We start from the raw sequence: 26,086 nt of genomic DNA on the forward strand, positions 1-26,086 counted from the left end.
GTCCTGTTACTTCAAGTTAATCGTCATATTGGGGCCACTCACGTCGGCGATATCGCTCTCAAACCAGCGCGCCGTAATGGTTTTAGTTTCGCTATAGAAGCGCACACCCTGTTTACCATAAGCGTGCAAATCACCGAAGAACGAGCCTTTCCAACCAGTAAACGAGAAGAAGGGTAATGGCACTGGAATTGGAATATTAATACCTACTTGCCCTACTTCAACATTGTGTTGATATTTACGCGCTGCGGCACCACTGGCGGTAAAGATTGACGTTCCATTACCGTATGGGTTGGCATTGACCATAGCTAAAGCTTCATCCAAGCTGTCTACTTCCGTTGCACATAATACCGGACCAAAAATTTCGTTCTTATAGATTTCCATGTCCGTGGTGACTTTGCCAAACATCGTTGGCCCTACCCAGTTACCATGTGGATAACCAGCAACGTCACAGTTACGTCCATCAACCAATAATTCGGCACCTTCATTCACCCCTTGGGTAATGAAATTTTCTACTCGCTGCTTTGCTTGTGGGCTAATTAACGGACCATAAGCAGCATCTGGATCATCCCAACCGCCGGGTTTCACTTTAGCTAACTCAGCCGCAATTTCAGGTATCCACTCACGTGCAGAACCTACAAATACAGCCACCGAGATAGCCATGCAGCGTTGTCCGGCTGCGCCCACTGAGGCTCCTACAAGGTTACTAATCACTTGTGATTTATTAGCATCAGGCATAATCACGCAGTGATTTTTGGCACCGGCAAAGGCCTGCACGCGCTTCATGTTTTCAGTACCACGGCGATAGATATACTGTCCTACAGCAACCGACCCTACAAATGAAATAGCTTTCACCGCCGGCTCATCAAGTAAGAAATCTACTTGCTCCTTACCACCATGGATAACTTGCAATACGCCTTTTGGAGCGCCAGCTTGCTCAAACAATTCAACAAGTCGGGTTGGGGTTAACGGATCTTGCTCAGATGGCTTCAAAATAAACGTGTTACCACAAGCGATAGCTAACGGAAACATCCATAACGGAATCATTGCTGGGAAGTTAAACGGCGTGATACCTGCACACACCCCTAAAGGTTGGGTAAAGCTATAAGTATCAATACCGCGTGCGACATTTTCTACAGTCTCTCCCATCAGCAACGATGGAATATTAGCAGCATGCTCAACTACTTCGATGCCTCGCCACACATCGCCTTTAGCATCTTCAAAGGTTTTACCTGTTTCACTTGCTAAAATCTCTGCGATTTCATCATGATGTTCTTTCAGTAACGCCTGATAGCGCATCATCACCCGGGCCCGCTCAGACACGGCAACTTCTTTCCACGTTAGAAAAGCTTGTTGGGCACTGGCCACAGCCTGAGCCATCTCAGTTTGGGTTGCGCAAGGTGCTTGAGCAATCACTTCCTGCGTGGCTGGGTTAGTGACATCAATCCACTGGCTACTTTGTGATTGCACAAATTCACCATCAATATATAAAGGAACTTTCTTCGACATGGTTCATACCTCGTTGTTCGCAATCTGCGGAATGGGGTTAATGACTCCATTCTGGCGGTTTTTTTGTTGCTTTAACATCGACTATCTTGCCACAATAATGGACAAAATTGTCATTTATGGAGTTTATCATGAGCCAACCTTCAACCTGGCCACTCCCAGCGGGAAGTTCGCGGGTAGTGTTACCCTTGCAACTGACTCGTCAACTTGATCAACATCCACTGACGAAACATTTGTATCCAGTTGCTTATGGCCATTACGTTGACGCCTTGGGGCATCAAGTTGAACGCCAGCAGCATACCGATCACCTGCTGATATTTTGTCATCGCGGTCGCGGTTGGTTCCGTACTCATAACGCTAGTGGTAGCGTAGAGGCCGGTCAATTACTGCTATTACCGGCGGGGCAAGCGCATGCTTATGCTGCAGACCATGAGCAACCATGGAGTATTTACTGGGCTCATTTTCGCGGCTCTGCGGCCGTCCAATGCTCTGATTTTCTATCGCTTTCAGCCCAATCACCGGTACTAACCTTGAGTCGCTGGCGCCAGCTTATTCCTGTCGTTACTGATTTGCTCAATTTACAAACACAACGCTATCAATTCTCTGCGGCGATCGTTGCCGCAAGCTTATTACAACGTATTATCGCCGAGTTACCGCGACTCACGTCTGCCATGCAGATACCCGCGGGCTTTGATCTACGCGCCCTTGAGCGATTCATGTACGACAACTCCCATCGGGATATCAACTTGGATGAATTTGCCGAGTTTGCGGGCTTATCTCGCTATCATTTTAGTAAAAAATTCAAACAAATTACTGGCAGCAGCCCGATGCGATTTTTCAACCAAATAAAAGTAAAATTAGCCTGCCAATTACTGGATACTACCACCTATTCTATTCGCCAAATTGGTCAACAGTTAGGATTTGATGATCCCTATTATTTTTCACGATTATTCAAAAAAACCATGGGGATTTCACCCCAATACTATCGCGAGAGTAGTCACATGACTCATTCTCAAACCAACTTACTCAACCCACAACAAGGTCGTTAACTATGTGGATTCTTTGGGCTGTCACCCTATTATGGGCTGCAAGTTTCTCACTCATTGGTGAATTCCTTGCTGGCCAAGTTGATGGTTATATTGCGGTATTTATCCGCATGGTCTTAGCCTTTTTATTATTTATTCCACTATGGCGCCCCCGCCGCATTAATCTAGTTAAGCAATGTCAACTAGCGGCTATCGGGGCCTTGCAAATAGGCGTGATGTACCTCTTTCTGTATCATGCCTTTCTGTACTTAAGCGTGCCTGAAGTACTGCTGTTTACTATATTTACGCCGCTCTATATCACCTTACTGGATGAGCTTCTCTACCAACGACGTCGGTTACCGCTGCGTTGGTGGCTTGCTACCGCAATAGCAGTAGTTGGCGCTGCCATTATTCGTTTCGACGACTTAAGTGATTCTTTTTGGTATGGCTTTTTACTCATCCAAGCCGCTAACCTTTGCTTTGCCGCTGGCCAAGTTTTCTACAAACGTTTAGAACTTGGTGATGAGCGTAATCAGTTGCACCTATTTGCTCTGTTTTTCTTCGGTGCAACGCTAGTTACCGGCCTTGCTATGCTTAGCTTTGCTAACTTTCAGCTAGTACCGCAACAACCGCTACAATGGCTTATTCTAGCCTGGCTTGGTTTAGTTGCTTCAGGCCTCGGTTATTGGGCCTGGAACATAGCTGCCAAACGAGTGAATGTGGCGCAGCTTGCGACCATGAACAATATGCTGATACCCGCTGGGCTGCTGATTAATTATCTATTCTGGCAGCAAGCTGTGGTTTGGCCACGACTCATCATCGGAGCTGCGGTATTAGCATTCGCAGTCTGGTTGGCCTCGTCGCCAAGGCCAACCCCATCCAACTAATCCATGGTGGCGGTTAGAATACTTCAACCGCCACTGCGACAGCTTCGCCGCCACCAATACAGAGTGACGTTATTCCTTTTGATAACTGGCGCTGTTTCAAGGCATGGATCAAGGTAACCAGTAAGCGCGCGCCACTGGCACCAATCGGATGCCCAAGCGCACAGGCGCCGCCATTCACGTTAACCTTGGCAGGGTCTAACTGCATTTGCTGGATGGCTAACATGGTCACCATCGCAAAAGCTTCGTTAATCTCCCACAAGTCAACGTCTTCAACCTGCCAGTTAAGCTTAGCTAACAAGCTATTCATGGCTCCAATTGGCGCAACAGTAAATTCTGCAGGCGCTTGCGAATGAGTGGCATGCCCAACAATTCTGGCAAGTGGGGTTAAGCCCTGCTGCTTAGCATCACTTTCTGACATTAATACCAATGCTGCAGCACCGTCAGAGATAGAACTCGAGTTAGCTGCAGTAATAGTTCCTTGCGCTGCAAAAGCTGGACGCAACCCTGGAATTTTCTCTGGCATTGCTTTACCAGGCTGCTCGTCAATACTAACGGTTACATCGCCCTTACGGGTTGAATAAGTTACGGGGGTGATTTCATCATCAAAACGACCGCTTTTGATGGCTTCTTGGGCACGGGTTAATGACGAAATAGCGAACGCATCCATCGCCTCACGGCCCAGACCATAGTCATCTGCAGTGGCCTGCGCATAGCACCCCATCGCTTTACCTTCATATGCATCTTCTAAGCCATCTAACATCATGTGATCATAGACAGCATCGTGTCCCATACGCATGCCTGTGCGGGCTTTTTTCAATAGGTATGGCGCATTACTCATACTTTCCATGCCACCGGCTACAACAGTTTTCGCTGAGCCTGCGCGGATAATATCATGCCCTAACATGACTGCTTTCAAACCTGAACCACACACTTTATTGATGGTGGTTGCGCCAGCACTGCGAGGGAGTTCTGCAAAGAGCGTCGCTTGTCGCGCTGGAGCCTGTCCCAAACCGGCCGGGAGTACATTCCCCATAATAACTTCATCGATGGAGGCCGCAGTTAACCCACTTGCAGCTACGGCTGCTCGAATGGCTGTAGCGCCAAGTTGTGGGGCACTTACGTCAGCTAAACTACCTTGAAAACCACCCATTGGAGTACGCTTGGCGGCAACAATCACAACTGCATCAGACATATTTTCTCCTTATCAACCCTCCAACTCGTCAGTAACTTTATTGCTACCGGAAGTTTTCGTAGTTTCTTACCTTTACGTTAACGTTAACTTGTTTTAAGCTTACCGCTCTCACTGGACACAAGCAAGCACAAATGAAGCCATCACAAACCTATACCATTGGTGAATTAGCGCGCGAATTTGATATTACCACGCGCAGCATTCGCTTTTATGAAGATCAAGGTCTGTTAGCACCGGAGCGACAAGGCCAAACACGCCTCTACGGCAATAAAGATCGCGTACGCTTAAAACTGATTTTGCGTGGTAAGCGACTCGGCTTTTCCTTAGCGGAAACCAAGCGCTTGTTTGATCTCTATGACATGGAAAATAGTAGTTCTCGTCAGTTACATACGGTGCTAGAGCTGATTGACGATAAGAAGATGTCGCTCAAACAGCAACTCGAAGACATCAAAGTATTGCTTGTTGAATTAAGTAATTTAGAACAACGCTGTCGTGATGAATTAGCTGAAATTAACGCACAGACAGCCGCTAACCAGAACCCAAGTAGTAATCAGGAGACCTTATGATTAGTCAGTATACTGTATTTAATTTTGGCCTTGGCGAAACGGCCGATATGATTCGTGAGAGCGTCAATGCCTTTGCCCGCGATGAAATCGCTCCACGCGCTGCTGCCATCGACGAAAGTAATGAGTTCCCTGCTGACTTGTGGCGTAAGTTCGGTGATTTAGGCCTGCTTGGTATGACTGTTGCAGAAGAATACGGTGGTTCGGGTTTGGGTTATCTAGAGCACGTGATTGCCATGGAAGAAATCAGCCGGGCGTCCGCCTCGGTTGGCTTGAGCTACGGTGCTCACTCTAACTTATGCGTCAATCAGATTTACCGTAATGGCACCACCGAGCAAAAACAAAAATATTTGCCCAAGCTTTGTAGTGGCGAACACGTCGGTGCTCTTGCTATGAGTGAACCTAATGCGGGTTCAGATGTTGTTAGTATGAAATTAAAAGCAGAGCGTCAGGGCGATGACTATATCCTTAACGGCAACAAAATGTGGATCACCAACGGTCCCGATGCTGATGTTCTAGTCGTTTATGCAAAAACCTCGCCTGAGAAAAACTCACGAGGCATCACCGCATTTATCATTGAAAAAGATTTCCCCGGATTTAGCACGGCGCAAAAGCTAGATAAATTAGGAATGCGTGGCTCAAACACCTGTGAACTTGTATTTACTGATTGCAAAGTACCAGCTAGTAATATTTTGGGCGAACTAGATGGTGGTGTCGAAGTTTTAATGAGTGGTCTCGATTACGAGCGCGCTGTTCTTGCCGCTGGTCCCTTGGGTATTATGCAGGCCTGCTTAGATGTTGTGGTACCTTATACCCACGATCGTAAACAATTTGGCAAAGCCATTGGTGAGTTTCAGCTAGTACAAGGCAAAGTAGCCGATATGTACACACGTACCAACGCTGCGCGAGCTTACGTCTATGCCGTCGCCCAAGCTTGTGATCGCGGTGAAACCACTCGTAAAGATGCTGCGGGCGCCATTTTATATTCAGCTGAGTTAGCCACCCAATTAGCACTGGATGCAATTCAGCTATTAGGTGGCAATGGCTACATTAATGAGTATCCAACTGGACGTTTGTTGAGAGATGCTAAGCTTTACGAAATTGGCGCTGGTACCTCAGAAATTCGCCGCATGCTGATCGGTCGTGAACTGTTCAGCGAATCAGCTTAACCTACTCAGGAGTTGCCGTTGTGACTGTATTAAGCAGCAGTGTAAATACCAAAGATGCCACGTTTATCGCTAATCAGCGGGCGATGCAAGACGTGGTTAACGACTTGTACGAGAAAGCTGAACAGATCAAACAAGGTGGCGGTGCAAAATATCAAGAGCGCCATCTTGCACGCGGAAAGCTCCTTCCGCGCCAGCGTATTGATAAACTCTTGGATAGCGGCTCTCCTTTCCTAGAAATTGGCCAATTTGCTGCTTGGGATTGTTATGAGGATTATGTTCCTGCTGCTGGCGTGGTCGCTGGAATAGGACGCGTAGCTGGCGTGCAATGTATGATTGTAGCCAATGACGCCACGGTTAAAGGTGGTACTTATTATCCTTTGACCGTGAAAAAACACTTACGCGCGCAAGAAATCGCAGAGCGTTGTCGCCTCCCCTGTATTTATCTCGTCGATTCAGGTGGTGCTAATTTACCACGGCAAGATGAAGTATTTCCTGATCGTGACCACTTTGGCCGTATTTTCTTTAATCAAGCCAATATGTCAGCCAAAGGAATTCCTCAAGTAGCGGTTGTGATGGGGCTATGCACCGCCGGTGGTGCTTATGTGCCAGCAATGGCTGACGAAAGTATTATCGTGAAAGAACAAGGTACCATTTTCTTAGCTGGTCCGCCGTTGGTTAAAGCGGCGACAGGCGAAGAAGTAAGCGCCGAAGAGCTTGGCGGAGCTGATGTACACACCCGTATTTCTGGGGTTGCCGACCATTTTGCACAAAACGATGAACATGCGTTAGCACTCGCTCGACGTTCCATTGCACGGCTCAATTACCAGCCGGCGGCGCCTCTGCCGCAGCATGATTTTGTTGAGCCGCGTTACTCAGCTGATGAAATTTACGGTATTGTCGGCACCGATTTACGTAAGCCCTACGATGTTCGAGAAGTTATTGCGCGTATTGTCGATGGCTCTGATTTTGATGAGTTCAAACAAAACTACGGTGCTACCTTGGTTACTGGATTTGCGACTATTCACGGCTACCCCGTTGGGATCGTTGCTAATAACGGGATCCTGTTTTCTGAATCAGCGCAAAAAGGCGCGCATTTTATCGAGCTCTGTGCCCAGCGTAAAATCCCCTTAGTTTTCTTACAAAACATCACTGGGTTTATGGTCGGTAAAAAATACGAAGCCGAAGGCATAGCTAAGCATGGTGCGAAAATGGTGACCGCGGTTAGTTGCGCTCAAGTTCCTAAATTCACCATTTTAATTGGCGGGAGCTACGGTGCTGGTAATTATGGTATGTGTGGACGAGCATACGACCCCACCTTGATGTTTATGTGGCCAAATGCACGAATTTCGGTCATGGGTGGTGAACAAGCCGCTGGTGTGATGGCTCAGGTCACCAAAGATAACCTAGCTCGCTCTGGGCAAACGATGACGGCTGCACAAGAACAAGAATTAAAACAGCCAATTATCGAAACTTATGAAAAGCAAGGGCATCCTTATTACGCTTCCGCACGATTGTGGGATGATGGGATCATTGATCCTGCCCAAACTCGTACCGTTTTGGCGCTAAGTTTGGCCGCAGCGAACAACGCCCCTATTGCCGACACTAAGTTCGGCGTGTTCCGCATGTAGGAGCTTGCTATGAATTATCAATCCATCATTTTAGAAGAAAAAAACCAAGTAGCATGGCTCACGTTGAACCGAGGCGCAGTTCACAATGCCTTTGATGACAACATGATAGCCGAGCTACTACACGCATTAGCTCAGGTACGTAGCAATAACAACGTAAGAATGTTGATATTGCAAGCGCAAGGAAAAAACTTTTCTGCTGGAGCCGATCTTACCTGGATGCGCTCCATGGCAAGTAAGAACTACGCAGAAAACATCAAAGATGCGAGTGAGTTAGCCCGTCTTATGCAAGAGTTAGATGAACTTCCGCAGCCAACGGTTGCGCTAGTTCAAGGTGCTGCTTTTGGTGGCGCTGTAGGTTTAGCCGCTTGCTGCGACATCTGCCTGGCTACTCCCACCGCAAGTTTTTGTTTAAGCGAAGTAAAAATCGGGCTTATTCCAGCGGTAATAAGCCCCTACGTAATGCGTGCTATCGGGACTCGTCAGGCACGCCGTTTTATGCTCACCGCAGAACGTTTTAGTGCTGACGTTGCGCAACAAATGGGCCTAGTACATAGCCTGGTTGATGATCTTGAGGAAGCAGTTACTCCTGTCATTGAACAACTACTAGGTAATGGTCCGCATGCCGTAGCTGCAGCTAAAAAACTAATACTGACATTAGATCAACAGCCACTGAACGAGAATACGCGCACCACAACTATTGAGGCCATCGCTGCTATTCGTGTTTCTGCTGAAGGTCAAGAAGGGCTTTCTGCTTTCTTAGAAAAGCGTTCTCCTGATTGGAAAACCACAAATAAATAAGGATCTGCAATGTTACGCAAATTGCTAATTGCTAACCGCGGTGAAATCGCTTGCCGTATTATCCGCACAGCGCGCAGTATGGGTATCCGAACCGTTGCCGTTTATTCTGATGCAGATCGTCATGCCCAACACGTACACATGGCTGATGAAAGCATTTATCTCGGTCCTGCGCCCAGTGCCGAAAGCTACTTAGTCATCGATAAAATCATTGCGGCGGCTAAGCTAAGCGGCGCTGATGCTATTCACCCAGGCTATGGTTTTCTCTCAGAAAATGAAGATTTTGCTGATGCGTGCGCCAGCAACCAACTCATTTTTGTCGGCCCCCCTACTAGTGCTATTGCAGCTATGGGCTCAAAAAGCGCCGCTAAAGCTATCATGAGTGAAGCTGGTGTTCCTTTGGTGCCAGGCTATCATGGTAGTGAACAAGGCCTTGAGTTATTACAAGAAGAAGCACAAAAAATCGGCTTCCCGGTACTACTAAAAGCCGCGTATGGTGGCGGTGGTAAAGGGATGCGCGTGGTTGAAAGCGCCAATCAGTTTGCCGAAGCATTAAGCTCTGCGAAACGCGAAGCACAAGCTGCGTTTGGCAACGACAAGATGTTGATTGAAAAATTTATCGGTAATCCTCGACATGTGGAAATTCAGGTGTTCTGCGATGAGCATGGTAATGCCGTGTACCTAGCTGAGCGTGATTGCTCAGTACAACGTCGCCATCAAAAAGTCATCGAAGAAGCCCCTGCTCCATCTATCAGCAGTAGTACCAGAATTGCAATGGGCGAAGCTGCAGTTCGCGCTGCACAGGCCATCGATTATGTTGGTGCTGGTACGGTAGAATTTTTACTCGATACCGATAATAAGTTCTATTTCATGGAGATGAATACTCGGTTGCAAGTAGAGCACCCGGTAACAGAAATGGTGACCGGCCAAGACCTTGTCGCTTGGCAGCTACTGGTAGCAGGCGGAGCTCCACTCCCACTTTCTCAAGACCAAATCCAGATTACCGGACACTCTTTTGAGGCCCGGATTTATGCCGAAGACCCCGACCATGAATTTTTGCCAAGCACCGGTACCTTACATGTTTTAAAGCCACCAAGCACTAATGCATACGTACGTATCGATAGCGGTGTGGTCGAAGGTGATGAGGTAAGTTCTTATTATGACCCTATGATTGCTAAACTTGTGGTTTGGGGTGAAGATCGAGCCATCGCATTAGGACGCTTAATCCAAGCCCTAAACGATTATCAAATTGCTGGGGTTCGCACTAATATCGATTTTTTACGTAAAATTGCTGGCCATCAGAAGTTTGCTCAAGCTGATTTAACAACTCGCTTCATTGAGAAGTACCATACTCAATTATTTCCAAATAATGATGCTCTTATTAAGCCATATGCAATCATGGCTACTTTAGCGGAAATGGTAGATTTAAAAACAGCCTCAGCGCCAGCCAACCCATGGACATCGCAACAGTCATTTAGGCTGAATCAACCTAGCCAGTTCGCATTAGCATTGCGCTATGCTGACGACCTGCTCCATATTGAGCTGACCGCAACAGCCACCGGCTGGCAAGCGACTGACGATAGCGATCATTGGTTGGTGGAAAAAATTGCGGATAAGTATTACTTCACTCAGAATGGACGCCGTTTCAGCGCTCATATCATGCGCTCAAACCAAGATATCCTGGTGATGACAGAACGTGCCTGCTTACCATTTACTCGGCATTTGATTGCCGACACCCTGCAACAAGAGGTTGCTGCTGGTAACTTAACCGCTCCCATGAACGGCACTGTGGTGCAAGTGATGGTAGCGCCGGGTGACTCTGTTGAAGCAGACCAAGCGCTCATTATCATGGAAGCGATGAAAATGGAGTATACCATTCGCGCACCTCAGGCTGGGGTAGTTGAACAAGTTTTCTATCAAGCGGGTGATTTAGTAAGCGATGGAGCTGAACTGTTGAGCTTAGCAGATTCAGAGTAATAGCTATTTATGATTCACGGTGCGGAGACAGAAATGACAATACCTACGCAAGTTAAAATAGTTGAAGTAGGCCCCAGAGATGGTTTGCAGAACGAAGTTGCTGTGTCTCTTGAGGCAAAGGTCGCACTGGTGAATGCATTAGCAAAAAGTGGTTTAACTTACATTGAAACAGGTGCCTTTGTTAGCCCCAAATGGGTTCCTCAGATGGCTGACAGCGCGGCTGTTTTTGCCAACATTGAGCGCTTACCAACAACCACTTATGCAGCATTAACACCTAATTTACAGGGCTTTGAAGCAGCAATTGCAGCAGGCGTAGATGAAGTAGCAGTTTTCGCTGCGGCATCTGAAGCTTTTAGTCAAAAAAATATTAATTGCAGTAATGCAGAGAGCCTTGCGCGTTTTGCACCTGTTATTGCAGCTGCTCGGCAAGCTAACATCCGTGTTCGTGGCTATGTCAGTTGTGTTCTCGGATGTCCTTATCAAGGCCACGTTGAGATCTCGCAAGTAGCCGCCGTAGCCGAACAACTCTGGCAGCTTGGCTGTTACGAAATATCCCTTGGCGATACTATTGGCGTAGGGACACCATTGCACGCCCAACAGATGCTAGCAGCCGTTGCTGAACGAGTGCCGATGCAGCACTTAGCGTTGCATTTTCATAATACTTACGGGCAAGCGCTCGCCAACATCGCTAGTTGTCTACCTATGGGAATAAGCACCTTTGATAGTGCCGTGGCAGGTTTAGGTGGCTGTCCTTATGCCAAAGGCGCTAGCGGTAACTTAGCTACCGAAGACTTAGTTTATATGCTTGAAGGTATGGGTATTAATACCGGTATCAATCTTAATCAATTAGTCGAAGCCGGCGCCACTATTTGTCAGCATTTAAATCATGGTCCACGTTCACAGGTCGCACTCGCTGAATTAGCAAAACAGGAAACCAAGTAATGTCGAACTCAGTTATGTGGCAGCCTTCTGCCGAGCAAATTGAGCAGGCGCGTATGACTGATTTTATGCGCACCATCAATCGCCAACAACAACTCCAACTGGCTAGCTATCATGATTTACATGCCTGGTCAGTAGCTCATAGCCCCACCTTTTGGCGCAGCCTATGGGATTATTGTGACGTTATTGGTGAACCAGGCGAAATAATAGTTAGAGACGCCGATAAACTCCCCGGCGCTTCTTGGTTTCCTCAAGCCACGCTTAATTTTGCAGAAAACCTCTTACGCTATCGTGACGACCGCATTGCACTTATTTTTCGCGGCGAAAATGGAAGTCGGCAGCAACTTAGCTACGCACAGTTGTATCACAGGGTCGCTGCGCTAGCAGCAGCTATGCGTAAAGACGGTATCGTTGCCGGCGACCGCGTTGCTGGTATGATGCCTAACTGTATTGAAACAGTTGTAGCGATGCTAGCAACCACCAGTATCGGAGCTGTGTGGTCATCATGCTCTCCTGATTTTGGTGTACAAGGTGTCGTGGATAGATTTGGTCAGATCACACCTAAACTGCTGATCACCATTGATGGCTACTTTTATAACGGCAAAACCATCGATATTCATGAAAAAGTGGCCGCTATAAGAGAACAATTGCCCAGTTTACAACGCACCCTTGTTGTCCCCTTTGCCGAAATAAACCGAACCTTGGCACCTGGTTTTGACGCTTGGGATGATTACCTGATAGAAGATGCCAACACCCTTCACTTTGAACCTATGCCGTTCAATGCACCGCTTTATATTATGTTCAGCTCAGGCACAACGGGGGTCCCTAAATGTATCGTGCATGGTATTGGTGGAACACTTTTACAGCATCTAAAAGAGCATGCTCTCCATACTGATATCCGTCGCGATGACGTTTTCTTCTACTTCACCACGTGCGGCTGGATGATGTGGAACTGGTTGGTTTCTGGTCTTGCTCAAGGCGCTACCTTGGTGCTTTTTGATGGTTCTCCTTTTGCCCCTAGCCCTGCATATTTGTGGCAAGTGGCCGACGAGGAAGGCATCACCGTATTTGGGACTAGTGCGAAATATCTATCAGCCCTAGAAAAAGCCGGTTATCAGCCCAAACAACAGCATTCGTTAACTCAATTGCGAACCATTTTAACGACCGGCTCGGTGTTGGCGCCGGAGAACTTTGATTATGTTTATCGAGATATCAAAGCTGATCTTTGTTTGTCGTCCATTTCAGGTGGTACTGATATCGTTTCATGTTTTGCACTCGGCAACCCTATTCTTCCCGTCTATCGTGGTGAACTGCAATGTCGTGGTTTAGCTCTTGATGTGCAGGTATTTAACGAGCAAGGTAACCCAGTAACAGGCGAAAAAGGTGAATTAGTTTGTCTTAACAGCTTTCCCTGCATGCCCCTTGGTTTTTGGAACGATAACCAAGGAGAACGCTATTTTAACGCGTATTTTGCACGATTTAATCAAGTCTGGGCACATGGCGATTATGCCGAAATAACCCAACACCAAGGTGTGATTATTTATGGTCGCTCCGATGCTGTCCTTAATCCTGGTGGCGTTCGCATAGGTACTGCTGAAATTTATCGACAAGTTGAAAAAGTCGAAGCCGTCTTAGAGAGTATTGCTGTGGGACAACGCTGGCAAGATGATGAGCGCGTGGTGCTGTTTGTGCGTCTACGTGATGGGTTACAGCTCAACGATGCCTTACAACAGCAAATACGACAGACTATTCGGACGCATGCTACGCCACGTCATGTTCCTGCGATTATTGCTCAAGTAGCTGATATACCAAGAACGATCAGTGGTAAAATTGTTGAACTTGCGGTACGTCAAGTGATTCATAATGAACCGGTAAAAAATACCGACGCTCTCGCAAACCCAGACGCGTTGCAGTACTTTGTAAACCGACCTGAACTACAGGAGTAAGTGTTAGTGCGCGGTTGGCGGTCCTACTTTATTGTAGCAATTATCACTCTCGGGGTTACCATGCTGGCATGGCTAACCTTAGAGAGTTATGATCATTCGCGCATTCACCAACGTATCCAAGACGATGCACAAAGTGTTGAAAGCAACCTCAGAGCTAGTCTCATCAGGCTAATGTACACCGCAGAAATCACCGGTGAATTGCTTCAGCAACCGTCTATTTCAGTGGTTGATGATCCTGGCCAAGCCATTAATGATATTTTAGCCGACTTTTATAAATCGGTTGAAGCCGTTATCTTAGTAGATGATGAGCTGAAAATTATCCAAACATACGGCTCGGTGAATGCTCATTTAGCTCAGCAGACCGAGTTATTGGTTAGCCCTGAAGATCGACTTCATATTCAGCAAAGTCAATTACAGCCCCTATTCGTGGATGGAAAAAACCTCGCTAACGATGCTCACCATTTTGCGCTAATTGTCCCTTTTAAAGATGGTTCCACGTCCTATTTCATGGTTCTATTGGTTGATTTACAAGAGCTATTTGGTGCGACCATCAGGCACCATATTCAAGAAGGTAACCAAATTAGCGTCGTACGTGATAATCAACCGATTTTTTCTTTCGCTGCTAACGATGAGCTACGCAATCTATGGGGAAAAGAATTTACGATAAGAATCGCTGACTCGCGTTTCTTATTTACCCTATGGCCAAGCCATGAGCGTTTTGAGCAACTTCATATTGTTCGACCTATTTACTTGCCGTTAGCTGCTTTATTCCTGCTGGGGCTTGGTTTTTTAGCTGCTTATGCCATTAATAAGCGCGAATTAAATATCAAGCGGCTAAATAACCAGCTTGCTGAATTGCAGCTTCATCTGCAAACCAAAAATGAGCTTCAGGCGAGGCTAGAGTTCTTGTCTGAACACGATGCTTTAACTGAATTACCGAATCGTAATGCACTCATTCGTTATTTAATACAGCACTTAGCCGAGCAACAAGCAGAATTAGGCAATACGCTAGTATTGCAGTTAAATCTCGATCATTTTAAAGACATCAATAATGCCCTAGGTCACAAAATTGGTGATGAATTACTTCGACGCGTAGCTCATCGATTAGAACGGTTATCACTGCCAGGAAGTTACTTGGCGCGGTTAGGTGGTGATGAGTTTTTGTTAGTTAAAGCCGATGTGAATAGTAATGACAAGGCACATGAAATTGCGACCCTAGTCAATAAACAAATAGAACCTCAGTTTTTTATCAATAACCATGAGATTTATAGTTCATTTTCAATAGGTATGGCCTTTGCCAATGATGCGAATTACGATGCTGAAACTCTATTACGCCATGCTGATATTGCCCTAAATAAGGCTAAGCAAATTGGTTATCGCGGCGTATGTATTTATACCCAAGATCAGCAGTCAGAATTAAGTCAGCGGTTATACGTACTTGAACAATTACATGAAGCTATTGAGTCACAAAAATTGGAAGTTCATTATCAACCCATCTTTGACCTTCGTAGTAATCAAATTGTGTCGCTAGAGGGACTCTTGCGTTGGCGCCAACATGATGGTGACTTGGCATTTCCTGAATATTTTCTGCCACTCGTCGAAGATACAGGTTTGATTGTACGATTAACGGAAACTATTCTCAGAAAAATATTTAATCAATTTAAAACATGGCGTGATGGCGAGTATCATGACTTAAGAATTGGAATAAATCTCTCAGGCAAACAGTTAGCACTACCTGAATTACCAGAGCTATTAAAGGAAAACTTAAGACGAACTAATATACCAGCTCAGTTGGTTTATATTGAGATTAGAGAAGAGCTTTACTGTTCTCACGCACAATTCGATGATGGGATATTAGTAACGCTTAAAAAACTTGGATTTAGATTAACCGTTGATGGCCTTGGATTAAATTATGATTCAATTGCTGCGATGGAAAAATGCGTTCCCCATCAACTAAAAATCGGGCAACCCCTCATTGAGAAGCTGCCCTATGATGTAATACAAAGTTTGATTACTGACACTATGATTAAATTTAGCCGGCACAAAGCCATTGAAATTAGCGCCGTAGGTGTAGAGAATCAGCAGCAAGTAGATTTCTTATTACAGCGTGATTGTGTATCGGCGCAAGGATATTTCCTTTCTCGTCCAGTTCCAGCCGAACAAGTTCAAAGTATTTTAGATGCTCAGATACAACAGCGTGGTTGAGCACACTAGTTAATAAAAGGAGTAGCAAATGCAACGCGAAAGTATGGAGTTTGATGTTGTTATTGTTGGAGCAGGTCCAGCAGGATTGAGTTGTGCTATTCGCTTGGCCCAACAAGCCAAAGAAAAACAACAAGAATTAATGATATGCGTTGTTGAAAAAGGTTCTGAGGTCGGTGCTCACATTTTATCAGGCGCCGTTTTTGAACCACGCGCATTAAATGAGTTATTGCCAAATTGGCAAGAATTGGGAGCGCCGCTGAATACTCCAGTCACGCACGACCAAATCATGCTCTTCAAAAACTCAGAAAAGGCAACTGAACTGCCGTCTTTCATGGTCCCTAAGACATTCCACAACCATGGTAACTACATTACTAGTATAGGTAATCTTTGTCGCTGGTTAGCCGAACAAGCCGAAGCATTGGGCGTTGAAATATTCCCTGGATTTCCAGCGGCCAGCATCATCATTGAAGAGCAACGTGTAGCTGGTGTAATTACTGGTGATATGGGCATTAACAGTAACGGCGAACAAAAACCAGGATTTGAACCCGGCATGGAGCTTCGTGCTAAATATACTGTTTTTGCCGAGGGGAGCCGTGGCCATCTAGGTAAGCAGTTACAGCAAGAATTTAAACTAGCCGAAGATTGCTCACCACAACATTATGCGATTGGTTTTAAAGAAATATGGGATATCCCAGCCGAGCAACATCAACCAGGGTTAGTTGTGCATAGCACCGGCTGGCCGCTCACCGACGAAGCAACCGGTGGAGGCTACCTTTACCATGCAGAAGATGGCCAGGTTTATGTAGGCTTGATTGTCGATCTAAACTACAAAAACCCCTACCTAAGTCCCTTTAACGAGTTTCAGCGATTTAAAACGCATCCCAAGATTGCTGCCACACTGAAGCAAGGTAAACGTGTTTCTTACGGAGCGAGAGCAATTACTAAAGGTGGCTTTCATAGCTTGCCGCGCATGACGGTTCCCGGTGGCATTTTAATAGGTTGCAATGCTGGCACGCTTAATTTTGCCAAAATCAAAGGCAATCACACTGCAATGAAATCTGGGATGTTAGCTGCCGAAAGTATTTTTCATGCGTTACATAACAATACCGAAGACCACGAATTAAAAGATTTTGAATCTCGTTTTAAAGAATCTTGGTTATATGATGAGCTATACCGCTCACGTAATTTTGGTCCGGCCGTTCATAAGTTTGGTACTTACCTTGGTGGCGCATATAACACCATCGATCAGAACTGGTTTGGCGGTAAGCTACCATTCAACATTAAAGATCAGCATGAAGATCACGCGCAGTTAAAACTGGCGCGCGAATGCCAAGTCATTGAGTACGAAAAGCCTGATAACAAATTGACCTTTGATAGATTATCATCCGTTTTTTTATCGAATACTAATCATGAAGAAGATCAGCCTTGTCATTTAAAGCTTAAGGATTCGAGCATTCCATTGAATGTGAATATGCCCAAATTCGCAGAGCCAGCTCAGCGCTACTGCCCTGCTGGCGTTTATGAAGTGGTAGAAGAAAATGGTAAAGATGTATTTAAGATAAATGCCCAGAATTGTATTCACTGCAAAACATGTGATATTAAAGATCCGTCGCAAAATATTACTTGGGTGACACCTGAAGGTACAGGTGGACCTAATTATCCTAATATGTAACAGCTTAATTTTCATGTCCGAGAAATCGGACATGAAAATAAGATTGTCGTCGTAATAAAACTCGTATGTAATATCGCCTCATAACTTAATAAAGAGAGTTTCGTTTAATGAGTGAATTTATTTCTATATTAACCCACGGACGACGGTTAAAAGCTGCAATAAAAGAGTTATCGGTTGAAGAGTTAAAAGAAGTTCAGTTAAAGCTTGGGAAAATAATCGACGATCGGATTCAAGAAGAAGCAGAACTTCGTCAACAAGAAGCCGAACGACTTGAGAAAATAGCGGCATTAAAAGCTGCTATCGCCGATGCTGGTTTATCTCCAGAAGATCTGATGGATACTTCCTTTGCCGGCACCTCTGCCCAAATAAAACGGCCGCGCTCGCCTAAGCCAGCAAAGTATGCTTACACTGATGAGCATGGTGCACGTAAAACCTGGACGGGCCAAGGCCGTATGCCAAAAGCTATCGTAAAAGCGCTAGCCGAAGGTGCCAGCTTAGAACAGTTTTTATTAAAATAGATAAGCCCGAACTGGCACTTATAAGCATACCTAGTGATGCAATTAGAGTGCCAGTAACACAAGCCTCAGTAGTCCTACCTTAAGGGGCTAGCATAGCTTCATGAAACACCATCAAATAGAAATCATAGGTAAGGTACATTCGCCCTACCAACAAAAATTTGCTGTTCCTCGACAACCGGGACTGGTTCGCGCTGCTACCACTACCATTGAACTGACAGGGCCTTATAGCCAGCCTGATTGCTGCCGAGGGTTGCTCGATTTTTCTCATATTTGGGTCATCTTTGTTTTTCATCAGACCGTTGCAAGCGGTTGGAAACCGTTGGTGAGGCCACCGCGATTAGGCGGTAATCAACGTAAGGGCGTTTTCGCCACCAGAGCGACCTATCGCCCCAATGGCCTGGGGATGTCGGTGGTAAAACTGTTGAGCATTGATTACCACAGCGGTAGCACGTGGATTACCGTTGAAGGTGCGGATTGGGTAGATGAAACTCCGGTGGTCGATATTAAGCCCTATTTACCCTACGCTGATAGTGTTATCGATGCTCAAGGTGGCTTTGCCGATAATCGCCCTACTACTGAATTAGTGACTCATTTCAGTGAACAAGCCATACAAGACCTAGCCTTACTTGCTGACGATTATCCAAACCTAAAAGAACTGATCGGGCAAGTGTTAGAACAGGATCCACGTCCTGCTTATAACAAAGCAGCTCATCAAGAGAAAATTTATGGTATGGCGCTTTATGATTTAAATATTAAGTGGCGGGTCAAACAACAGCAAAATATAGTCTTAAGCGTCACTAAAGCCTTTTGACTTAGCCCCGCTGCTGGTAGAATTCTATCCATTACTTAACTACTATAAGCGCTTTAATTAGCTCCTAGTTGGAACTTTGAGGGACACATGCGTACTAGCCAATACTTACTTGGAACACTAAAAGAAACACCTGCTGATGCCGAAGTTATTAGCCATCAATTAATGCTTCGCGCCGGTATGATTCGCAAAGTAGCTGCTGGTCTTTATACTTGGACACCAACAGGTTTACGAGTTTTACGTAAAGTAGAGCATGTAGTCAGAGAAGAAATGGAACGCGTTGGTGCGCTAGAAGTGTTAATGCCTATGGTTCAACCCGCTGATCTATGGCAAGAATCTGGTCGCTGGGAAGATTATGGTCCTGAACTACTTAGATTGAAAGATCGTAGTCATCGTGATTTTGTGCTGGGCCCCACACACGAAGAAGTCATTGCTGAACTCGTTCGAAAAGAAATCAATAGTTATAAGCAATTGCCTATGAACTTATTCCAGATCCAGACTAAATTTCGAGATGAAATTAGACCTCGTTTTGGCGTCATGCGGGCGCGTGAATTTATCATGAAAGATGCTTATTCCTTCCACTTGGACCAAGCTAGTCTTCAAGAAACTTACGATGCTATGCATGCTGCTTACTGTCGTATCTTCGAGCGTTTAAACCTAGATTATCGCCCTGTTATCGCTGATACAGGCTCCATTGGCGGTCACTCCTCTCACGAGTTTCACGTATTGGCTGATTCTGGTGAAGATGATATTGCATTCTCTGATAGTTCTGATTACGCCGCGAACGTTGAAATGGCCGAAGCTATAACACTTCTAGCCGAGCCACCGGCAGCAACCGCAGCTATGGAGAAAGTCGCCACCCCAAACGTTAAAACTATTGCTAGCCTAGTTGATGAGTTTGGTATCGCCATAGAACAGACCGTAAAAACTCTTATTGTTCATGGCTGTACTGAGGGGTCGCTAGTTGCACTTATGATACGTGGCGATCATCAGTTAAATGAAATAAAAGCAGCAAAACTGCCACAGATCGCATCACCGCTCGTGTTCGCAAATGAAGAAGAAATTGTGGCTGCAATTGGCGCAGGCCCGGGCTCTCTTGGACCTGTTGGGCTTCCAATTCCCTTGATTATTGATCGCAGTGTTGCCGTTATGGCAGATTTTGCTGCAGGCGCTAACGATGATGGCTATCATTACTTCAATATCAATTGGAATCGTGATGTTCCGCTACCAGAGGTAGCAGATATCCGCAACGTGGTTACAGGCGATCCTAGCCCCTGTGGTAAAGGTAACCTTCTGATTAAACGAGGTATTGAGGTGGGTCATATCTTCCAATTAGGGAAGAAATACTCAGATGCAATGAAAGTTGGTGTCCTTACTGATAACGGTAAACATGAAACGTTAATGATGGGATGCTACGGTATTGGAGTTTCTCGAATTGTTGCCGCAGCGATTGAACAGAACCATGATCAATTCGGTATCAAATGGCCAACGGCACTAGCTCCTTTCCAAGTAGTAATCGTACCCATGAATATGCACAAATCGTCACGAGTACAAGATACTGCAGAAAAATTGTATAAAGACCTTCAAGCCCATCATGTAGATGTACTTTTTGATGACCGAAAGGAAAGACCCGGCGTTATGTTTGCGGATATGGAGTTGATTGGAATTCCTCACCAATTAGTGATTGGCGAACGCAACCTTGATGAAGGTTTGATTGAATACAAAAACCGAACAACTGGTGCAAAACAAACTATCGCGATTGATGATGTTGTTAGTTTTCTTATGTCGCAATAAGTTTTAAAACCGGCCCGCAAGCCACAAGAACCAGATAAAAGCAAAGCCCTGCAGCTGAATCAGCTGCAGGGCTTTCAATTTAAGTCAGATCACTAGGGCAACTATTAAGCAAAAATTACGCGGGCCAGCTATGGAAATAACATTAGTATTAGCGCTAATATAAAGTTAATCCTACTAATTAAACCTTTAACCATGGATAAAAATAATAACAACACGATTTCATGGAAAATGATGTTAGGGGCTTTGATTAAATTCATCCCTCGTTTACCGATTTTTTTCTGCACTCTTGTTAAATTAGCATGGGCTAAAAAACATCACCGTGGCTCTACGGGATGGTTTCTACAGCAAGCAGCTCGCCGATATCCCAAACGTATTTTTTTGAAGACTCATGAAGGCAACTTTACTTACGAAGAATTCAACAGCTGGGTTAATCAATTAGCCCACGCTCTTGCTGCCTATGGTATCAAGGAAGGTGATTGTGTCGCGTTACTTTTTAATAATTCGGCTGCACAGCTAGCTTGGGCATTTGCAATCAATAAGCTTGGGGCCATAGCTGGCATGCTTAACTCAAAACAGCGGCAAGAAACTCTCGCACATAGTATTAAAGTATTGCAGCCCAAGTTATTAATCAGCCAAAGTGCGTACGCCGAGGAAGTCGCAACTCTTAACCTAGATCTTCAATGTGCACTTGATTCTAGAATGGAATGGAACCAATTAAGCGCTGCCGCGCAAGCTTGTTTTTCCACTGATTTAACGCCCTTAATTAAGCCTGAACATCAACACAATCCACGCCAAACCGAGACCATTACTTTAGCTCAGCATTGTTTTTATGTACTTACTTCTGGCACTACTGGTTTACCTAAAGCTGCAGCCATGACCCATTTTCGCTGGTATAAAGCCGGTATTGGCTTCGGCCATATGGCGCTGAGATTGAAACAACAAGATACCCTCTACAACACCCTGCCGCTTTATCATAATACGGCTTTATCCATAGCATTAAGTGCCGTGGTCATGAGTGGTAGTTCGATGGCATTATCTGAACGATTCAGTGCCTCAGGGTTTTGGCAGGATATCAAAGATTTTCAAGCCTCGGTTTTTGTTTATGTGGGAGAAATGTGCCGGTACTTACTAAATCAGCCGCCCCACGCCAGTGATAACCAGCATGATATTCGTGCCATTATTGGTAACGGGATAAGAGCTGAAATCTGGGATGAGTTACAGCAACGTTTTGGTATTCGTCATATTTGCGAACTATACGGTGCTAGCGAAGGCAATGTTGGCTTTGTTAATGCCTTCAACTTAAAACGTACTGTTGGCTTTTCACCCATGACATATGCGGTTGTCGCATTTGATTTTGAACGCGAAATACCGATACAAGATGATCTCGGCTATTTACAACCTGTAGCTAAAGGTGACGTTGGCCTTTTACTAACAAAGGTCTCATCGAAAGCTCCCTTTGATGGTTACACGAATAACCCCCAAGCTAATGCTGAAAAATTACTGGTAGATGTTTTTAAACCTGGCGATTGTTGGTTCAATACGGGTGATCTCGTTCGACATCAAGGGTTTCGCCATATTGCCTTTGTCGACAGAACGGGTGAAACCTTCAGATGGAAGTCAGAAAACGTTGCCACCACAGAAGTTGAGGCACAAATAGCTCGTGTTACCGATATCATTGAAGCTGTAGCCTACGGTGTAAAAGTACCTCATGCCGAAGGTAAAGCAGGGATGGTTAGTCTTGTTCTAGCACAAGGTCGAGAGTTCAATCCTCAAGAGTTCTTTCAAACCATCCGCAAGCACTTACCCGAATATGCGTTACCTCGCTTTATTCGGCTTCGTCAGCATCACGAGCTGACAACTACTTTCAAAGTAATGAAAACTCAATTGAAAAAAGATAGCTTTAGTTTAGCCAAGGTGACCGACCCATTGTATGTGTTAGTTGATTTAAAACATGGTTATCAGCCCCTTAGTACCCAGCTTTATGAGGCTATCCATCAAGGTTTAATCCAACTAAAATAGAACAACCCAACAGGTTTATAAACACTCATTAACGCTTATATTGAGTCGGACAGTAAGCTCGGCTTACAGCGGGGTCTCGTAAGCGCTCATGCTTAGTGACACGACCACTAACCCGTTGACGCCACAATTTAAAACTAGAAGGTTTGAGTTGCCGCCGCATGAGCGAGATAACAGCTTGCTCATCCATACCGTATAGAGTTTTGATTGCCTCAAACGGAGTTCGGTCTTCCCATGCCATCTCGATAATTCGTGATAATTCTGAAGGTTCAAGCTGATAATCCCAGTTATTCCCTTTACTCATACTTGTTTGCTCTTGTGTGATTTATCCAACCACAATTACGCTCAAGCTTTATTTTTAGATTAGTTATCAAGCATAACTTCATGCCTACTAGCTCGACTTTCCCTGACGCCAAGTGAGTAGTGTTAGAGGAATAACAATTAATAGACTCCCTAGATAAAAACGTAAATCGGGTTGCTCGGCAAAAAACACAAATCCTAAAAGAACGGCACCTATCAATCCTGTATATTCCGCACTGGTAATTTTATTGCTATCGGCAGCTCGGTATGCATACACACATGTTGCCGCATAAATCATCGCAAAGCAGCTCGATCCTATGGCTAACCAAAATAAGTACCAATCAAAAGTAGCCCCCTCAATAAGGGTCAACACCAAGGTGGTAGGAATACCAAGTATGTTAGTCAGATAAAGAGTATCAATGATGCTATGTTCGACCGGCAGTTTCTTAATCAGTAGATTATTTATAGCTAAACTTGCAGCCACCACCAACGCCGCCAAAACAAAGATATTTCCTTCACTAGGGTTAACAATAACTAGTACGCCAAGCATACCTACCGCCGCCGTACCTAATGACCAGACCGTAACCCTTTCTTTGAAAAAAACACGTGCAAATACCACTGTAATCAGTGGTGCTGCATAAAAAATAGCATTCGCAGTAGCCAAGGGTAAGGTCGTTAGTGAAATAACCATAAATACCGCGCCAAATAAGAAGATATGAGCACGAGTGGCATGCCAGCGTAATTTTTGAGGTAGTAACGGTCGTCGTAAATAAAGCATCACAGGTAGTAATAACAAAGCTGCACTTAATTGGCGCAGCAGCACAAATTGAAAGGGTGCTTCAAAGCCATCGAGTAGCTTAATTAAAGAGTCGGATAGAATCGCAATATTGTTGCCAAAAATTAATAACAACACGGCTAGAACAAGCGAACGATCCACGATTAACTCCTCTTTAACTAACAGGCTTTGGTTTGTTGTTAGATTGTACTATCGTGGTGGTATTACTTATAATGATATTAATTAAAATAACTATGAGATTTTTGGATAATGAGTATCCCTTTACGCGCTATTCACTATTTTGTTGAAGCGGCTCGTGCGCAAAGCTTTTCTGTGGCGTCCCAGCGCTTGCATGTCTCTCAGAGTGCTGTAAGCCACCAAATAAAAGGGCTTGAGGATTTCCTCGGACATCCATTATTTGTCCGCAGAGGGCGAGATATCTTGCTTACGGCTTTAGGTGAGCAATATCTACAACAAGTGGCACCAGCCATTGATACTATCAGTCACGCCAGTATCGATATGAAGCAACAAAAATCTCGGCAGCTAAAACTAGCGTTGCATGGCTCGTTAGCGGTCAAATGGCTGATTCCAGCATTAGATGACTTTCGCCTGCGTTATCCTAATATTGATCTATCACTGCAAATGCTCACTCAAGACGGACGTTTTGATACACAGTTTGCCGATTGTTTTATTACGACTCAACCACCTCGATCCGGCTTTACTCAATATCATTTATACGATGAGAGACTCAAACCCTATTGTGCCAAACCCCTTTGGAGCGAGGCACAGCAATTGCGAGAGCCTCATTTATTAACGCAATTCCCATTATTGTCGGCCGCATCTGTATTCAGTTCCAACCAGCCCGGCGAGGATTGGCGACGGTGGTTTGCTGCGGTTCAGCAACCCTTACCACCTCATACTAAAATTCATCACTTTAGTCATGTTTTATTAGCGGTTGAAGCGGCTAAATATGGCCAAGGAATTGCCCTACTCAATGAATTTATGACCAGTACTGCTGAACGTGCCGATAGCTTGTACGAATTGCCTTTACATAGTATCCGTACTGACGATAGCTTTTACTTTGTTTATCCAAATCGAGCAGCTAAGCGGATTGGTCTTGAAGCTTTAGGTAAGTGGTTGGTTGCTCTTTGCAAAGAAAGAAGTTTGTGATCATGATCTAGGTCAATTGGTTTGACCAAAATGCGAAAAGCTCACTTGTAAACAAGTCTGTAATGCGGATAATGAAGTCTCGATCATTAAGGAGGCTTAGTATGTCTTACTCCGCAACGTCGGAAGTAACTGTCACCTGTCACGCTGATGCTATGCAAGTCTTGTCTAAGCCTCAGCTTTTTAGCAATCAGGTATCGCAACATATATCAGTACCGAACGGCATGGATGATGAGCAGCATCAAACCTATCGGCAACTGATTGAGCCCTTTTTTTCAACGACTGCCATCGCTCAGTTTCAGCCCTCTTGTGTTGCTTTGGTAGAGCGCCAAGTGACAGCATTAATTGACCACGCAGATGGTATGGCTATTGATTTTATCACAGCTTTTGCTCGTCCCTTTGCGTTGGATATTCAATGGCTTTTTATGGGTTGGCCAGACGATTACAAACCGCTTATTCAGGCTTGGTTACAAGCCCAACAGCAGGCGCAACGCCAACAAGATAAATCGGCTATGGTGATGCTTGCGGCCGAATTTGAGCAACATATAGCCACATTAGCCAAGCTAGCTCAACAGCAGTCACAACCAACGGTGATGCGTCAACTCACCGAATTAAGGATTCACGGCCGAGCACTTAGTTTAGCCGAATTAACCAGCTTAATTCGAAACTGGACGGTAGGAGAATTAGCAACCATTACCGCCAGCGTCGGTATTATAACCGGCTATTTGGCGCAACATCCGCAGCTCCAACAGCAGCTACGCAACAACGACTTACCGCTGCGCGAAAGTATTGATGAAATACTACGTATTCATGCGCCCTTGCCAAGTAATCGACGACGCACTCGTTGTCCTGTGCAACTTGCTCAGCAAGAGCTTCCTTCAGGTACTCCGATAACCCTAGTGTGGCCAGAAATACAGCGGGATGCTGCCGTATTTCCACAGCCATTGACGTTCAATCCGCAGCAAAATGCCGAACATAACTTACTTTATGGTGCTGGAGTTCATGTCTGCCCCGGTAAGCCCCTAGCCCAACTGGAGCTAGAAACATTTACGCGTATCTTGCTAGAGCAGGTATCCTGTCTAGAATTAGCCGGCCAGCCAACCTGGTCTAACTACCCTGCTACGGGCTTTAGCTCGTTACCGCTGAGACTAAGTGCTTAAGTTGTCATCAAAAAAGTCTATCTCAGTCATCGATAATTCTAGCTATCTAA

The 26,086-nt window shown here is 45.3% G+C and carries 21 protein-coding genes; 17 read left to right on the plus strand and 4 right to left on the minus strand.

The annotated features are described in order from the left end of the window. Positions 1-6 precede the first annotated feature (6 nt). A complete protein-coding gene (locus AB8S08_RS07380) occupies positions 7-1,506 on the minus strand; it encodes a CoA-acylating methylmalonate-semialdehyde dehydrogenase (RefSeq protein ID WP_369742355.1) in 1,500 nt (499 codons plus the stop codon). A gap of 128 nt (positions 1,507-1,634) precedes the next feature. On the opposite strand from AB8S08_RS07380, the gene AB8S08_RS07385 reads away from it, so the two are divergent. Together AB8S08_RS07385 and AB8S08_RS07390 are read left to right on the plus strand one after the other, a co-directional pair. Beyond that, positions 1,635-2,552, plus strand: coding sequence for an AraC family transcriptional regulator (locus tag AB8S08_RS07385; protein WP_369742356.1), 918 nt, complete (start codon positions 1,635-1,637; stop codon positions 2,550-2,552). A 2-nt stretch (positions 2,553-2,554) separates the two neighbouring features. Further along, on the plus strand, positions 2,555-3,415 hold the full coding sequence (locus AB8S08_RS07390) for an EamA family transporter (protein WP_369742357.1): 861 nt from the start codon (positions 2,555-2,557) through the stop codon (positions 3,413-3,415). A 13-nt stretch (positions 3,416-3,428) separates the two neighbouring features. Here the strand turns inward: AB8S08_RS07390 and AB8S08_RS07395 are convergent, their stop codons facing one another. After that, positions 3,429-4,607 carry an acetyl-CoA C-acyltransferase gene (locus AB8S08_RS07395; RefSeq protein WP_153826103.1) on the minus strand — a complete coding sequence of 393 codons (1,179 nt, stop codon included), beginning with the start codon at positions 4,605-4,607 and terminating at the stop codon, positions 3,429-3,431. Positions 4,608-4,738: 131 nt separating this feature from the next. Between AB8S08_RS07395 and AB8S08_RS07400 the strand changes: the two genes are divergently transcribed. The 13 genes from AB8S08_RS07400 (at position 4,739) to AB8S08_RS07460 (ending at position 22,637) form a co-directional block, all read left to right on the plus strand. After that, entirely contained in the window at positions 4,739-5,170 is a 432-nt protein-coding gene (locus AB8S08_RS07400) for a MerR family DNA-binding transcriptional regulator (protein WP_110075261.1), read from the plus strand. Continuing rightward, positions 5,167-6,336 carry an isovaleryl-CoA dehydrogenase gene (locus AB8S08_RS07405; RefSeq protein WP_110075262.1) on the plus strand — a complete coding sequence of 390 codons (1,170 nt, stop codon included), beginning with the start codon at positions 5,167-5,169 and terminating at the stop codon, positions 6,334-6,336. Before AB8S08_RS07400 ends, AB8S08_RS07405 begins: the two co-directional genes overlap by 4 nt. Positions 6,337-6,356: 20 nt before the next feature. Then, entirely contained in the window at positions 6,357-7,964 is a 1,608-nt protein-coding gene (locus tag AB8S08_RS07410; RefSeq protein ID WP_110075263.1) for a carboxyl transferase domain-containing protein, read from the plus strand. 9 nt (positions 7,965-7,973) lie between these two features. After that, positions 7,974-8,762: an enoyl-CoA hydratase-related protein gene (locus AB8S08_RS07415; protein ID WP_369742358.1), complete on the plus strand. Its 789-nt coding sequence runs from the start codon at positions 7,974-7,976 to the stop codon at positions 8,760-8,762. 9 nt (positions 8,763-8,771) lie between these two features. Continuing rightward, positions 8,772-10,736: an acetyl-CoA carboxylase biotin carboxylase subunit gene (locus tag AB8S08_RS07420; protein WP_369742359.1), complete on the plus strand. Its 1,965-nt coding sequence runs from the start codon at positions 8,772-8,774 to the stop codon at positions 10,734-10,736. 33 nt (positions 10,737-10,769) lie between these two features. After that, the gene (locus AB8S08_RS07425) at positions 10,770-11,678 is read left to right on the plus strand and encodes a hydroxymethylglutaryl-CoA lyase (protein WP_369742360.1); all 909 of its coding nucleotides are present in this window, start codon (positions 10,770-10,772) and stop codon (positions 11,676-11,678) included. Then, positions 11,678-13,621 (plus strand): acetoacetate--CoA ligase, encoded by a 1,944-nt coding sequence (locus AB8S08_RS07430; protein WP_369742361.1) that lies wholly within the window; start codon positions 11,678-11,680, stop codon positions 13,619-13,621. Before AB8S08_RS07425 ends, AB8S08_RS07430 begins: the two co-directional genes overlap by 1 nt. Next, the gene (locus AB8S08_RS07435) at positions 13,622-15,826 is read left to right on the plus strand and encodes a putative bifunctional diguanylate cyclase/phosphodiesterase (protein WP_369742362.1); all 2,205 of its coding nucleotides are present in this window, start codon (positions 13,622-13,624) and stop codon (positions 15,824-15,826) included. It abuts the gene before it with no gap. Between the two features lie 28 nt (positions 15,827-15,854). Then, positions 15,855-17,498: an electron transfer flavoprotein-ubiquinone oxidoreductase gene (locus tag AB8S08_RS07440; protein ID WP_369742363.1), complete on the plus strand. Its 1,644-nt coding sequence runs from the start codon at positions 15,855-15,857 to the stop codon at positions 17,496-17,498. A gap of 107 nt (positions 17,499-17,605) precedes the next feature. Continuing rightward, a complete protein-coding gene (locus tag AB8S08_RS07445; RefSeq protein WP_369742364.1) occupies positions 17,606-18,016 on the plus strand; it encodes an H-NS family nucleoid-associated regulatory protein in 411 nt (136 codons plus the stop codon). Between the two features lie 100 nt (positions 18,017-18,116). Further along, on the plus strand, positions 18,117-18,827 hold the full coding sequence (gene tsaA, locus AB8S08_RS07450; protein ID WP_110075271.1) for a tRNA (N6-threonylcarbamoyladenosine(37)-N6)-methyltransferase TrmO: 711 nt from the start codon (positions 18,117-18,119) through the stop codon (positions 18,825-18,827). A gap of 87 nt (positions 18,828-18,914) precedes the next feature. Continuing rightward, positions 18,915-20,618, plus strand: a complete 1,704-nt coding sequence (locus tag AB8S08_RS07455; protein ID WP_369742365.1) for a proline--tRNA ligase — start codon at positions 18,915-18,917, stop codon at positions 20,616-20,618. A gap of 192 nt (positions 20,619-20,810) precedes the next feature. Then, positions 20,811-22,637 carry a long-chain-acyl-CoA synthetase gene (locus AB8S08_RS07460; RefSeq protein WP_369742366.1) on the plus strand — a complete coding sequence of 609 codons (1,827 nt, stop codon included), beginning with the start codon at positions 20,811-20,813 and terminating at the stop codon, positions 22,635-22,637. Positions 22,638-22,665: 28 nt separating this feature from the next. Here AB8S08_RS07460 and AB8S08_RS07465 read toward each other — a convergent pair whose 3' ends face one another. Beyond that, a complete protein-coding gene (locus AB8S08_RS07465; protein WP_369742367.1) occupies positions 22,666-22,938 on the minus strand; it encodes a TIGR03643 family protein in 273 nt (90 codons plus the stop codon). 87 nt (positions 22,939-23,025) lie between these two features. After that, the gene (locus AB8S08_RS07470; protein ID WP_369742368.1) at positions 23,026-23,871 is read right to left on the minus strand and encodes a DMT family transporter; all 846 of its coding nucleotides are present in this window, start codon (positions 23,869-23,871) and stop codon (positions 23,026-23,028) included. A gap of 108 nt (positions 23,872-23,979) precedes the next feature. Here AB8S08_RS07470 and AB8S08_RS07475 point away from each other — a divergent pair, with 108 nt between their 5' ends. Beyond that, the gene (locus AB8S08_RS07475; RefSeq protein ID WP_369742369.1) at positions 23,980-24,879 is read left to right on the plus strand and encodes a LysR substrate-binding domain-containing protein; all 900 of its coding nucleotides are present in this window, start codon (positions 23,980-23,982) and stop codon (positions 24,877-24,879) included. A gap of 101 nt (positions 24,880-24,980) precedes the next feature. After that, positions 24,981-26,036: a cytochrome P450 gene (locus AB8S08_RS07480; protein ID WP_369742370.1), complete on the plus strand. Its 1,056-nt coding sequence runs from the start codon at positions 24,981-24,983 to the stop codon at positions 26,034-26,036. Positions 26,037-26,086: the final 50 nt, after the last annotated feature.

Source organism: Pseudidiomarina sp. PP-1MA, from assembly GCF_041200125.1.
Classification (GTDB): domain Bacteria; phylum Pseudomonadota; class Gammaproteobacteria; order Enterobacterales; family Alteromonadaceae; genus Pseudidiomarina; species Pseudidiomarina fusca.